This is a genomic window from Thalassospira sp., from assembly GCF_002709775.1.
Classification (GTDB): Bacteria; Pseudomonadota; Alphaproteobacteria; order Rhodospirillales; family Thalassospiraceae; genus Thalassospira.
The window spans coordinates 35,172-47,424 of sequence record NZ_PAQR01000027.1; the positions used below are offsets into that span (position 1 = coordinate 35,172).

The following is a 12,253-nucleotide window of genomic DNA, read 5'->3' on the forward strand; positions in this document are numbered from 1 at the left end:
ATCTCGGATGGGGCGGCGTTAAACGCGCCCCTGCCCTATACTTGGTCGATTTGGCTTATTGCTGGGTAATGGCCAGGCGCACGCCAAGGGCGATGAACATGGTGCCGAGTGCACGATGCAACCACGCGCCGAGTTTGCGGCTACCCTTGATCCGGCTTGCTGCCGAGGCCACCGCCAAAACCAGCATGCCTTCGACCACAAAGGCGATCAGAAGCACCATCAGACCCAGAAGCAAAAACTGAACCGCGCCATTGCCACGTGCCGGATCAATGAATTGCGGCAGGAAGGCCATGAAGAAAATCGCGACCTTGGGATTGAGCACATCAATCATCACCCCCTGACGCCAGGCACCAAAGGCGGTCATCGGTTTGGTTGAAATCGGTGCGGCGGGCGCGTCAGATGCTTCATCTGTTTCGGACTTAGTAAAACTACTGCGCAGCGCGCCAATGCCCAGCCAGACCAAATAGGCCACCCCGATCCATTTGACGACGGCAAAGGCCAACGCCGAGGTTGCCAGAATGGCCGACAGCCCAAAGGTTGCCGCAAGGACATGAACAAAGGCACCGGAAATCACGCCAATCGAGGAGAACAAACCGATCTTGCGCCCATGCACCGCTGTTTGCCCGACAATATAGGCCATGTCCGGCCCGGGCGAGATGTTGAGCAGAAGGGCGGCAATCAGAAACGGCGTGTAGGCGACAAGCAGCTCGATCACGCGAGCAACTCCCGGCCGAAATAAATCAGATCGATTTCAAGCGGGCCGGAACCTGCTTCGATCAGCATGTTGGACAGCTGCCCGCGATGATGGGTCTGATGGTTAAACATGTGCCCCAAAATCAGATCGCGCGGCATGGTATAGGCGCCAGCGGTGACCGACTGGTAGCTTAGATCGGATGTGACTTCGGCATCGGTCAGGTTGCGGGTGAATTCCAAAATCGCCTGATCTTCGGCTTCGCGGGCGGTACGCAGTTCATCGAAATCTTCATACAGGACCGTGTCGAGCGGCATGGTCACCGGACTGCCAAGCAAACGGCCCATCCACAGGCGATCTGCCACGACAAGATGGTTGAGCGTTCGCATGATGGAGGGGAAGAAGGCGCGGCGCGGGGCGTCGAGTTCCGCCACCGGCAGTTTGGCGCAGGCATCATAGGCGTGCGTGTTGGCCCAGATATTATACTGCGCCATGCGTTCGAAATAGGCCGCACCATTCATCTTTTCTCTCCGTCTTCTGCGATCGCGCGTTTCGGCTCGGGATCAGGATTTCACACCGGGGGCCGGTGTGCAGGTGGCGGGGTTTTGAGCCGGGGTCGGGGTAACGTGCTCAAGCACCTGACTTGCCGGTTTGGGAACCCGTTTGGTCAGAATAACCACGTTGCCGACCAATGTCAGCGCAACACCGAAGACGATATTGCCCGTCCAGTGGAAATCCTCAAACCAGGTTGATAGCAACAACGCGACAATCGGAAACATCACGGAGCTGTAAGCCGCACGATCCGGTCCGATTTTGCCGAGAAGGGTCAGATAAAACCCGAAGCCCAGAACCGACCCGAACAGCGCAAGATAAACCCACGCAGCCAGGAAGCTAACGCTGGTATCAAAGGTCACAGGAATACCGGCAAGCGCGATATAGCCAAACAGCAACAATGTGCCATAGAGCATGCCAAAGGCATTGGCCTGCATGACCGGGACACCACGTGCATGGTTGCGGGCAGACGCCATATTGCCAAGCGATGCAATGTAGCTACCGGCCAGTGACACCAGAAGACCGATGCTGCCGCCCGCTGCCAGATCAAAGCTGGCAAGATCATTGGCAAAGACCATGGCAATCCCGGCAAGACCGATGCTGGCCCCGATCAGGGTGCGGGTTTCGGGACGGCGGCGGAAAAAGATCGCGCCATTAATCATATTCATGATGACGATGGTCGAAAACACCACCGCCAGAAGCCCCGAGGTCAGGTGAACACTGGCGACATAAATCAGCACATAGTTCAGCGAAAACAGACAGACACCCAGAACCGCCATGAAGAAATGATCGCGCACGTTAAAGCGCATCGGCAACCGACGCACCACACACCAAGCCATCAAAATCAGCGTTGCCAAGGCAAAGCGATAGGCAACGGCCACTTCGGGGGCGACGGAAAGCTGATACTGAATGGCGATCCAGGTCGATCCCCAGATCAAAACGACGGCGGCATAAAGACCGAACATGGCCCGGAACTCCAAAAACTTTGAAGTCGCAATTTAGGGCAGTTCCAGTCCGCCACCAAACCAGCTTTTTTGATCCTGTCATTAGCAAAGCTAATCCATGGACCGGCAATTTAATGCGTGAAGGATCAGGCCTTTTTATCCGGGATTTCCGAAGCGTCTGTCTCTGCCTGATCAGGTTCGGATGCGCTGTCTTCTGTGGCGTCTTCGATCTGATCGCCCGGGGCCTTGGTGGCCTCTTCGTCGATCTGCTTGGCTGGCGACGATTTCGGATCGCGGAGTGCCACGTTCTTTTCCGCCCGCTTGCGTTTCTGCCAGTCCTTCCAGATTTCAAGCAACTCGCTGCGGGACTGGAAGATCGGGATGCGGCGTTTGGGTTTGGCTTTTTGCTGCTCGACCGCGAGGCCGACCTCAAGCAAGCCGTGCTCATCATCAGTGCGGCGGACGATCAGTTCGACCGTGCCATAGGGCATGCGATCACCAAGTTCGAGATCGCCGGGCAGATCGCGATCCATGATTTCGCCAACGGTCAGCTCGGCGTCATCATCTTCGAGCGCGAAGCCATAAAGGCGGGCGATATCGGCAATGCGTGTGTCGGCCGGGAAGCTGAAATCGCCAAACAGTTCGATGTCATTCGCACCTTCGGCAGGGCCGGCAAAGAGTTGGTCGAGCAGTTCGACATGGCGCGGCGGGGTGATGATATAGACCTGATCACCGGCCTGAATGTGGCCCGCAGAATGCGGGCGCAGTGAGGCGCCATCACGCAGGATCAGGCTGGGCCGTGCCCAACGCGGAATACGATGGCCGGTGGCAACGGCACTGGCTTCGTGCACGCGATAAACAACGATTTCCTGATTGGCGTTGCCCGGCAGTTCAAGATCAATACGGTCGACCGGGCCATGCTTGGCCGGGACGATGATCCCCAACCAATTGGCGACCTTGCGGATCGTCCAGCCCTGCAACAGAAGCGATGTGATGACGACAATGAAGGCGGTGTTAAACAAGAGCTGCCCTTCAGGCACGCCTTCGACCATCGGCACTATGGCAAGCAGGATCGACACCGCCCCGCGCAAACCGACCCATGAAATAAAGGCCGTATCATTGCGCGAGAAGTTAAAGAACATCAGGCACAGCCAGACCGCGACCGGACGGGCGATAAAGACCAGAACGAGGGCAAGAATCACGCCCGGAATAATCACCGCGCCAAATTCGGACGGGGTCGCAAGGAGACCCAACGTGACAAACATCGCGATCTGGGCCAGCCAGGTGGTGACATGCTGGAAACGGCGGACGCCGACGCTCATTTGCATCTTGCTGTTGCCGGCATAAAGGCCCGCGACATAGACCGCCATAAAGCCACTGCCACCAAGGATGCTGGTCGCGCCAAACAGGCTGAGTGCCAATGCCATGGTAATGATCGGCACCAGACCCGGTTCCAGTTTGACCCGGTTGATCATCCAGACCAGCGCATAACCGCCAGCAAGCCCGAACACTCCGCCCAAGCCGATCTGCAAAACAAAGCGTTGCAGGAGTTCAAGCGCGATATTGTCGCCACCGCCAAGGATGATGAGCTCGACCAGCGAGATGGTCAGAAAAACCGCCATCGGGTCGTTTGAGCCCGACTCAACTTCAAGCGTACTGCGCGTGCGATCACGCAGATTGATCCCGCCAACGCGCAGCAGGAAAAACACCGCCGCCGCATCGGTTGAACTGACAATGGCGCCAAACAGAAGTGCGACCAGCCAGGGCACATCGAGCACCAGCCAAGTCACACCGCCAATAACGCCCGTCGTGATCAAAACCCCGAAGGTTGCCAGCACCAGTGATGGGCCAGCGGCGATTTTTAATGTTCGGAACTGGGTTTCAAAGCCACTGTCAAACAGGATCAGGGCGAGTGCGATGGAGCCGATAAAATAGGCCAGCGGCGCATTGTCGAACATGATGCCGCCAATGCCATCTTCGCCCGCGCCAAGACCAACAAACAGGAACACCAACAGCAAGGGTGCGCCGACCCGGAAACTGACCAGACTGGTGAAAACGGCAACAACCACCAGAATCGATGCAATCAGGATGACCAGATTCATCGATTCAATCATTTCGGGGGCTCCTGTTTGACGGTGTCAGAATGGGCGGATCAGGCTGTTCGTTGGCAACTCACAAAGCAATAGCACTCAGATACTTAGGAAATGATGACCGACAATGCCATCACCCGGCTGTTGATTAAAATATTTCCGGGCAGCGTAAATTGGTCAGTCCGTTTCGGCCTGGGCCGGAACAAAAAGCGTTTCCTTTGACGTCGACAAGGCAATTTCCGGCAGAACTTCGACCACGCCGGGCATTTCCTTGATCGTGTCGGAAATGAAGGACTCCAGATGGGCGGTATCGCGCAGACGCAGTTTGACGAGAAAATCAAAGCGCCCGGTCATGTGATGGCATTCAAGTACCTCGTCAGCCTTGATCAGGGATTTGACCAGTTTCTTGTTCCCCTTGGCCGGATCGGTGCGCAGCCAGACCAACGCAGTCAGCGCGCGGCCAATGGCCTGCGGGTCGACCGAAATACGATAAGCCTGAATAATCCCCTGTTCGCGCAGTTTGCGCACACGATCATTCACCGCAGAGACCGACAGCCCGACCTTGGTTCCCAAAACCGAATAGGACAGCGACGCGTCTTCCTGCAGGATGTCGATCAGTTTGCGATCAATTGCATCCATTAATCTTCCCCCTGAATGGATTTGATGGCGTTGATCTTACACGAAAAACGGCTTCACGCGAACTCTTCGCCAAATTTGCCGGGGCAGCCATGCGCAATCAGCTTGGCATCTCAACTCACGGGTACTGGATTTTTTCCGGATAGCTGCGTAAACCTTTACATGTAATGATTTTACCTCGCGCTACTTCTGACAATGCAGCCCTGATGGGCGCCCTGTTGATGATCAGTGCTGCAATGTGTTTTGCGGTAATGGCCGTTTTCATCCGCTATGTCACCGCCGACCTTCACCCGTTCGAAGCATCGTTTTTCCGTAACCTGTTCGGTTTGTTGCCGATGGTGCCCTGGATGGTGCGTCACGGGCGGAGCGGCTTAAAGACCGAGCGGTTCAAGCTGCATTTCCTGCGCGGGGTGCTTGGTTTCGGGGCGATGTCATGCATCTTTACCGCCCTGTCGCTGTCGCCAGCGGCACAGGTGATTGCGATCAACTTCACCCTGCCGATCCTGACCACGGTTCTTGCCGCCATTGTTGTGCGCGAAACCGTGCGTGCGCGGCGCTGGAGTGCAATTGCAATCGGTTTTGTCGGGGCGATGATTGTTATCCGGCCATTTGGGCAAGAGTTTGAGACAGGTGCGATCCTGGCCCTTGGCGCGACAGTTTTCATGGCGTGTGCGATGACGACGGTGAAGATGCTGTCACGGACCGAAAGTGCCAATGCCATCGTCACATGGATGGGCCTGATCATGACGCCTTTGTCATTGGTCCCGGCGCTTATGTATTGGCAGGGGCCGACCATGTGGCAGATGTTCATCCTGCTGGTGATTGCGGTTGCTGGCACGGCCGGGCAGCAATTGCTGGTTCGGGCCTATCGCACGGCCGATCAGTCCTATGTCATGATCTTTGATTTCCTGCGCCTGCCGTTTGTGGCAGCCCTTGCCTATATCATGTTTGGCGAGGTGGTTGATTTCTGGACCTGGGCGGGAGCGACATTGATCATTGGATCGGCCCTTTATATCGCGCGGCGCGAGGCGGTTCTGGCGAAGCGTGCGAAGACACAAACCCGCCTGCCGACGACGGCCCCGGCCGACCCGCAGGCCATTCCGGTTACCAAGATCGATCGCGACGCCCCAGCGGGGGACAAACCCGATGCGTAACTGGTTCAATTCCTTGCCGCCTTATTTGCAGGCAACGGCGTTCGGGTTGATGGCATCGTTCAGTGCCGCGGTCTTTTCGGTGTTTGTCCGCCTTGCGACCGAGCATATCCATCCGCTTCAGGCGGTGTTTTTCCGCAATTTCTTTGGGCTTTTATTCATCGCACCGCTGGCACTTCGTGCCGGTCTGGTGCCGCTCAAGACCAAGCGTTTTCCGATGTTTTGTCTGCGTGCGGTTCTGTCGATGGGGGCGATGAGTTTCTGGTTTTCGGCCATTGCCTATATGCCGCTGGCCGAGGCGACCGCGCTTAACTTTACCGTGCCGTTGTTTGGCACCATTCTGGCCGCGATCTTTTTGGGTGAGACAATCCGCAAATACCGGATCGCCGCCCTTCTGGTCGGGTTCTGCGGGGGGTTGGTCATTATCCGGCCGGGCAGCGAGACCGTGCAGCTGGCAAGCCTGTTTCCGATTGCGGCTGCCGTCTGCATGGCGAGTGCCGGCATGACGATCAAGTCGCTGTCGCGGACAGAAAATCCGACGACCATCATTCTTTACATGATGGTGCTGACAACCCCGATGACCCTGATCCCCGCCTTGTTTGTCTGGCAGACGCCGAGCCTTGAGGCGATCTTGTTGATGGTGGCGGGGGCGTTCATGGCCAACCTGACCCAGATCGGCAATACCAACGCGTTTCGGGTTTATGATTACAGCTTTGTCGTCGGGTTCAATTACCTGCGCCTGCCGTTTGTGTCGGCAATTGCGCTTGTGATGTTTGGCGAAATCCCCGAAATCTGGCTTTTGCCCGGTGCGTGCCTGATTGTCGGGTCCGCACTTTATATCGCCCGGCGCGAGGCGAAACTGAACCGCGAAGCCAACCGCCTGAAGCGCGGCCTGTCGGCGACGGCAAGCGATCTTGATCCGCCGCCAGCGCGCGATGAAGATCGCAAATGAAAATCTGGTTTGCCAATCAACCTGCAACCATCAAAGCCAGTTTCTTTGCCTTGGCCGCAGCGATCCTGGCAGCCTGCTTTACCCTGACGATCCGCTATGCCACGGCCGAATTGCACCCCTATCAGGCGGTGTTTTTACGCTTTGCCTTTGGCCTGATCCTGATGATCCCGCTTGTGATGAGGCGCGGGATTGGCAGCCTTGCGACCAAGCGCCTGCCGCTGTTTGGATTGCGCGGGGTTTTGTCGGCGGCAGAGATGTGTTTGTGGTTCATGGCGGTTTTGTATTTGCCTCTGGCAGAGGCCACGACGCTTAACTTCACCGTGCCCCTATTTGGCACCATCCTTGCCGCCGTCATCCTGCGCGAACAGGTGCGCATTCACCGCTGGCTTGCGATTGTGATCGGGTTTGTCGGTGTGGCGCTGATTATTCAGCCCGGAACGGATACCATGCAGGCGGCCAGCATCCTTCCGATTGCAGCGGCGATCTGCATGGCATCCGCCGGGATGATCACGAAACAACTGGTGGCAACCGAGAGCACCACATCGCTTTTGTTTTATCTGATGATCATCACGACACCGGTGTCGCTGATCCCGGCCTTGTTTGTCTGGCAAACGCCCAGCCTTGAGGCGCTGGGTCTGATGGCGGTTGCGGCCCTTATGATGAATGTAATGCAGGTTTGTAATGTCAAAGCCCTGCAACTGGCCGATTACAGTTTCTTTGTCGGGTTTTCCTATTTGCGTTTGCCGATCATTGCCGTGCTTGCCCTGATCCTGTTTGGCGAAGTGCCCGATATCTGGATCCTGCCCGGCGGGGCGATGATTATCGGGGCGGCGATCTATGTCGCCCTTCGTGAGCGCAAGCTTTCCAGACAGAAAACCTAGCGCCAAGCCACAGTTCGGACCCATCCCAGAATAGCCCTTGCCGGTAAAAGATATAATTTGGTATACAAATACCAAATTAATCAGAAATACACGCATCTGGAGGCTTCACGCCATGCAAATCAAGTGTTCGATTGCCATTGTTACCGGGGCTGCGTCCGGCTTGGGTGCGGCAACGGCAGAGACACTGGCAAATGCCGGGGCAAAGATTGCGGCCTTTGATCTGAATGAGGACGGCGCCAAGGCGACCGCGGCCAAACTTGGCGGGATTGGCTATGGCGTGGATGTTTCCAATGCCGAAAGTGTCGAGCACGCGATTTCCGAAGTCGTCAAGGAACTTGGCATTCCATCGATCCTTGTGAACTGTGCCGGGATTGTTCATGGAGAACGCATTGTCGGGCGCGAAGGCCCGGCCGATCTTGCGGCGTTTTCGAAGGTGATCACGGTCAATCTGATTGGCACATTCAACATGATGCGGGTTGCCGCCACCGCGATGAGCCAGAACACCCCATCCGGGTCCGGCGAACGCGGGGTGATTGTCAACACGGCATCCATCGCAGCCTTCGAAGGCCAGATCGGACAGGCGGCCTATGCCGCGTCCAAGGGCGGGGTGGCGTCGCTTACCCTGCCGGCGGCGCGTGAATTGGCGCGCCACGGGGTTCGGGTGGTGTCCATCGCGCCGGGTCTGTTTGGCACACCGATGTTGATGGGCCTGCCGGATGAAGTTCAGGAAAGCCTGGCGGCCAATACGCCATTCCCGAAACGCCTGGGCGATCCGTATGAATATGGCCGTCTGGCGATGCATATCTGTGAAAATGAAATGATCAATGGCGAGACCATTCGCATTGATGGCGCGGTCCGGCTGGAACCGAAATAGTCCCACACGATTTCGCTTCTTTATCACCGCAGCCAACGCGCCCTGCCGACCCCCAGCGGCAGGGCGTATTTTATTGCAAGCGTTTTACCCGACAGCCATGTTGCAGAAGGTTGCGAGATCAATGTCCTTTTGCGTGACACCACCGTCGCTATGCGTGGTCAGGGTGACGTCGACCTTGTTGTAGACATTGAACCATTCGGGATGGTGATCCATTTTTTCAGCCATCAGGGCGACCCGGCTCATGAAGCCAAAGGCCGCGTTGAAATCGCGGAATTTATAGCTGCGCGCGATGGACAGGCCATCTTCGGCAAGCGTCCAGCCGGGCAAATCAGCAAGCGCGGTTTCGATGGTGGATGTGTCGAGTTTGGCCATGGGGTGCCTCCTTTTCGCGAAGTCTTGTCTCATTGAAACATATGATCCGGCACGGCCCAAATCGGCTTAACCGAGCAAGCCCTGCACACGGTCTTGCAGCACGGGCAAAAGGTCACTTTCAAACCACGGGTTCTTTTTCATCCAGGCGGTATTGCGCCAGCTTGGATGGGGCATCGGCAGGATGTCGTCACCCAGAAACGCCTCAAACCGATGCACGGTTTCGGTCATGGTTTTGGCGCGGCGCTTACCGAGATAGCGCGCTTGCGCATATTGCCCGATCAGAAGCGTCAGGCCGATATCGGGCAGATGTTGGCGGAGCGCATCATGCCATGTTGGTGCGCATTCCGGGCGGGGTGGCAGATCGCCCCCACGATCAAAGCGGCCGGGATAGCAAAAGCCCATCGGCATGATGGCGAGCTTGGCCGGATTGTAAAAATCATCAATTGACAGCCCCAGCCAGTCCCGCAGCCGATCCCCCGACGCATCATTCCATGGCAGGCCGGTTTCATGCACACGCGTGCCGGGTGCCTGCCCGATGACCAGAATGCGCGCCGATTTTGCCATGCGCACAACCGGCCGCGGACCAAGGGGCAGGTCGCCGGCACAGATACGGCACGCCCGGACCTCTGCCAGAAGCCGATCAAGGGCAGCATCGCCGCCCATCGGATCAATTTCGGGCAGTTTACCGCTTAGCCCCGGCATGGGTTATTTGACCTCTTCTTCCGCGATCACCCATTCTTCTTCTGCGGCGGCCTTGAACCATTCCTGCATTTCCGGCAGGGCAAGCATGGTTTCCATATAGGCATTGCCAATCGGATCGAGCGTCACGCCATAGGTTTTGAACCGCGAGACCACCGGGGCATACATGGCATCGGCAATCGAGAAATGACCAAACAGGAAATCACCGCCCTGCCCGTACCCCGTGCGGCACATCTTGAAGATTTCAGTGATGCGGTTGATGTCCTTATCGACACCCGGATTGCGGCCAAGACCCGGCAGGCTTTTGCGGCAATTCATCGGCATGGAGCTTCGCAAAGACCCAAAGCCGCCATGCATTTCAAGCGCCACAGAACGGGCTATGGCACGCACATCGATATCAAGCGGCCAGAGCATGGTATCGGGCTGGCTATCGGCAATGTATTCGAGGATGCCAAGTGCTTCCCAGATGGTTTTGCTGCCGTCAAAAAAGGCCGGGACCTTGGCACTTGGTGAGAAGACCGGGGCCTTGGCCGCCCATTCTTCTGTGCGGAGCGGAACGAGCTTTTCCTCAAATTCCACGCCGGCAACCCGCAGGCCAAGCCAGGCGCGCAGCGACCAGGAGGAATAGTTTTTATTGCCGATATAAAGAACAGGTACGGATTGCATGGCGAGCCCCTTGGAGCGTTTTACGGATGGCGCAGATAATGAGCAGGACGAATACTATCTGGTCTTTGGCCAGTGGGTTCAAGCAGACAAACGCCCCTATGAAACGCGATTGTTTCGCCGATTGCCCTTAGGGGGTGGCAGCCGTAAGATCAGGCAACATATCTTGTAAACGCATCCTGATGGGTCGCAAGCTTTGGCCGCGGCCCTTTCAGTAGATTACCACCCGTCACCAGCAGGGAAGTCTTAAATTGTACGAGCACATCATCGCACGCGATCCTTCTTCCAATCCGACCCCCATCACCCCGATCCTTGAAAGCGGCTTTGAAAGCTGGCTTGCCACGCAATCTGAGACGACCAAGTCATGGATCACTGCGAACGGATTTGAGGGTAAGCGCGGAACGCAACTTTCCCTTCCCGGTGGAGATGGATCGGTAGGCTCGGTCCTGATCGGGTACGCAAATGATGCCAAGGCGATCTGGGATTTTGCCGGTTTGCCGAAATCGCTTCCGGCCGGGACCTATGCCCTTTCCGATGATCTGGCGAACGACGATGATCTTTATGAGAAGGCCGCCCTTGGTCTTTATCTTGGTGGGTATCAGTTTGATCGTTATCGCAAGGATGACGGCAAAAAGGACAAGCGTGCCAAATTTGCCCTGCACGACACTGACGCCACCAAACGGGCCGAGAATATTGCACGCGGTATTGGCCTTGCGCGCGATCTGATCAATGTGCCGGCCAATGACATGGGTCCGGCCGAGCTTGAAGAAGCCGCCAAGGCGCTCGGTGCCGAATTTGGCGCAAACGTGAGCGCGATTGTTGGTCAGGACCTGCTCACGCAAAATTACCCGGCCATTCACACGGTTGGCCATGGCAGCGATCGCGAGCCGCGCCTGATTGACCTTAAATGGGGTGATGAAAGCGCACCGAAGATCACGCTGGTCGGCAAGGGTGTGTGTTTTGACACCGGGGGCTATGACCTTAAGCCATCCAGCAACATGCTTTTGATGAAAAAGGACATGGGTGGTTCGGCACAGGTTCTTGGCCTTGCGCGCATGATCATGGCGGCCAATCTACCGGTGCGGTTGCGCGTTTTGATCCCGGCAGTTGAAAACATGGTGTCGGGTCGTGCCTATCGCCCGAGTGACATTTTGCAAACCCGCAAGGGCATCACGGTCGAGGTTGGCAATACCGATGCCGAAGGACGCATTGTGCTTTCAGATGCCCTGACCGAGGCGGCCTCGGAAGACCCGGAAATGCTGCTTGATTTCGCGACCCTGACCGGGGCGGCGCGCGTCGCACTTGGTTTGGGTTTGCCGGCCCTGTTTTCCAATGACGATGATCTGGCCAATGGCTTGATGGAAACCGGCTTGGCTGAAAATGATCCGCTGTGGCGTTTGCCGCTTTGGGATGATTACCGCAGCCAGCTTGATAGCAAGGCAGCCGACATGAACAATATTTCCGGCAGCCCGTTTGGTGGTGCGATCATTGCTGCCCTGTTCCTTGATCGCTTTGCCGAGGGGGCAAAAAGCTGGGCGCATATCGATCTGATGGCCTGGAACCCGTCCGACCGTCCGGGTCGCCCGACAGGTGGCGAAGCACAGGGCATCCGGGCCGCCTTCAAGCTGATCAAGGATCGTTACGGGAACCCAACCAAACCGTAAATTGTTTTTTTGGCAATTACACCTTTGACATCAAGGCAGGGGTCAGGTAGAGATTACGTATTCGTAACAAATAAATTGTTGGGC

The 12,253-nt window shown here is 56.8% G+C and carries 13 protein-coding genes; 5 read left to right on the forward strand and 8 right to left on the reverse strand.

Annotation, left to right across the window (positions count from 1 at the left end):
• Positions 1-55: 55 nt before the first annotated feature.
• The 5 genes from CMO10_RS10975 to CMO10_RS10995 form a co-directional block, all read right to left on the reverse strand.
• Positions 56-715 carry a LysE family translocator gene (locus CMO10_RS10975; RefSeq protein ID WP_297021879.1) on the reverse strand — a complete coding sequence of 220 codons (660 nt, stop codon included), beginning with the start codon at positions 713-715 and terminating at the stop codon, positions 56-58.
• Complete coding sequence (locus CMO10_RS10980; protein ID WP_297021881.1) at positions 712-1,212, reverse strand: DinB family protein; 501 nt, start codon at positions 1,210-1,212, stop codon at positions 712-714. Before CMO10_RS10980 ends, CMO10_RS10975 begins: the two co-directional genes overlap by 4 nt.
• Positions 1,213-1,254: 42 nt before the next feature.
• Entirely contained in the window at positions 1,255-2,208 is a 954-nt protein-coding gene (locus tag CMO10_RS10985; RefSeq protein WP_297021884.1) for a DMT family transporter, read from the reverse strand.
• Between the two features lie 125 nt (positions 2,209-2,333).
• Positions 2,334-4,301 carry a potassium/proton antiporter gene (locus CMO10_RS10990; protein WP_297021887.1) on the reverse strand — a complete coding sequence of 656 codons (1,968 nt, stop codon included), beginning with the start codon at positions 4,299-4,301 and terminating at the stop codon, positions 2,334-2,336.
• A gap of 153 nt (positions 4,302-4,454) precedes the next feature.
• Complete coding sequence (locus tag CMO10_RS10995) at positions 4,455-4,916, reverse strand: Lrp/AsnC family transcriptional regulator (protein WP_167721330.1); 462 nt, start codon at positions 4,914-4,916, stop codon at positions 4,455-4,457.
• A gap of 203 nt (positions 4,917-5,119) precedes the next feature.
• Here CMO10_RS10995 and CMO10_RS11000 point away from each other — a divergent pair, with 203 nt between their 5' ends.
• From CMO10_RS11000 to CMO10_RS11015, 4 genes are all read left to right on the forward strand, one after another.
• The gene (locus CMO10_RS11000) at positions 5,120-6,067 is read left to right on the forward strand and encodes a DMT family transporter (protein ID WP_297021895.1); all 948 of its coding nucleotides are present in this window, start codon (positions 5,120-5,122) and stop codon (positions 6,065-6,067) included.
• On the forward strand, positions 6,060-7,016 hold the full coding sequence (locus tag CMO10_RS11005) for a DMT family transporter (protein WP_297021898.1): 957 nt from the start codon (positions 6,060-6,062) through the stop codon (positions 7,014-7,016). Before CMO10_RS11000 ends, CMO10_RS11005 begins: the two co-directional genes overlap by 8 nt.
• On the forward strand, positions 7,013-7,897 hold the full coding sequence (locus tag CMO10_RS11010) for a DMT family transporter (protein WP_297021900.1): 885 nt from the start codon (positions 7,013-7,015) through the stop codon (positions 7,895-7,897). Before CMO10_RS11005 ends, CMO10_RS11010 begins: the two co-directional genes overlap by 4 nt.
• Positions 7,898-8,009: 112 nt before the next feature.
• On the forward strand, positions 8,010-8,771 hold the full coding sequence (locus tag CMO10_RS11015; RefSeq protein ID WP_297021903.1) for an SDR family NAD(P)-dependent oxidoreductase: 762 nt from the start codon (positions 8,010-8,012) through the stop codon (positions 8,769-8,771).
• Between the two features lie 84 nt (positions 8,772-8,855).
• On the opposite strand, the gene CMO10_RS11020 is transcribed toward CMO10_RS11015, so the two are convergent.
• From CMO10_RS11020 to CMO10_RS11030, 3 genes are all read right to left on the reverse strand, one after another.
• A complete protein-coding gene (locus tag CMO10_RS11020) occupies positions 8,856-9,143 on the reverse strand; it encodes a 4a-hydroxytetrahydrobiopterin dehydratase (protein ID WP_297021905.1) in 288 nt (95 codons plus the stop codon).
• A 66-nt stretch (positions 9,144-9,209) separates the two neighbouring features.
• Complete coding sequence (locus CMO10_RS11025) at positions 9,210-9,845, reverse strand: uracil-DNA glycosylase family protein (protein ID WP_297021908.1); 636 nt, start codon at positions 9,843-9,845, stop codon at positions 9,210-9,212.
• Positions 9,846-9,848: 3 nt separating this feature from the next.
• Positions 9,849-10,508, reverse strand: coding sequence for a glutathione S-transferase family protein (locus CMO10_RS11030; RefSeq protein WP_297021911.1), 660 nt, complete (start codon positions 10,506-10,508; stop codon positions 9,849-9,851).
• A 248-nt stretch (positions 10,509-10,756) separates the two neighbouring features.
• On the opposite strand from CMO10_RS11030, the gene CMO10_RS11035 reads away from it, so the two are divergent.
• On the forward strand, positions 10,757-12,169 hold the full coding sequence (locus CMO10_RS11035) for a leucyl aminopeptidase family protein (RefSeq protein ID WP_297021914.1): 1,413 nt from the start codon (positions 10,757-10,759) through the stop codon (positions 12,167-12,169).
• Positions 12,170-12,253 lie beyond the last annotated feature (84 nt).

What these genes read in the sequence shown, in the direction of transcription:
- CMO10_RS10980 (WP_297021881.1), bottom strand. Translation starts at nt 1,212, where the DNA reads ATGAATGGTGCGGCCTATTTCGAACGCATGGCGCAGTATAATATCTGG.
- CMO10_RS10985 (WP_297021884.1), bottom strand. Translation starts at nt 2,208, where the DNA reads ATGTTCGGTCTTTATGCCGCCGTCGTTTTGATCTGGGGATCGACCTGG.
- CMO10_RS10990 (WP_297021887.1), bottom strand. Translation starts at nt 4,301, where the DNA reads ATGATTGAATCGATGAATCTGGTCATCCTGATTGCATCGATTCTGGTG.
- CMO10_RS10995 (WP_167721330.1), bottom strand. Translation starts at nt 4,916, where the DNA reads ATGGATGCAATTGATCGCAAACTGATCGACATCCTGCAGGAAGACGCG.
- CMO10_RS11000 (WP_297021895.1), top strand. Translation starts at nt 5,120, where the DNA reads ATGGGCGCCCTGTTGATGATCAGTGCTGCAATGTGTTTTGCGGTAATG.
- CMO10_RS11005 (WP_297021898.1), top strand. Translation starts at nt 6,060, where the DNA reads ATGCGTAACTGGTTCAATTCCTTGCCGCCTTATTTGCAGGCAACGGCG.
- CMO10_RS11010 (WP_297021900.1), top strand. Translation starts at nt 7,013, where the DNA reads ATGAAAATCTGGTTTGCCAATCAACCTGCAACCATCAAAGCCAGTTTC.
- CMO10_RS11015 (WP_297021903.1), top strand. Translation starts at nt 8,010, where the DNA reads ATGCAAATCAAGTGTTCGATTGCCATTGTTACCGGGGCTGCGTCCGGC.
- CMO10_RS11020 (WP_297021905.1), bottom strand. Translation starts at nt 9,143, where the DNA reads ATGGCCAAACTCGACACATCCACCATCGAAACCGCGCTTGCTGATTTG.
- CMO10_RS11025 (WP_297021908.1), bottom strand. Translation starts at nt 9,845, where the DNA reads ATGCCGGGGCTAAGCGGTAAACTGCCCGAAATTGATCCGATGGGCGGC.
- CMO10_RS11030 (WP_297021911.1), bottom strand. Translation starts at nt 10,508, where the DNA reads ATGCAATCCGTACCTGTTCTTTATATCGGCAATAAAAACTATTCCTCC.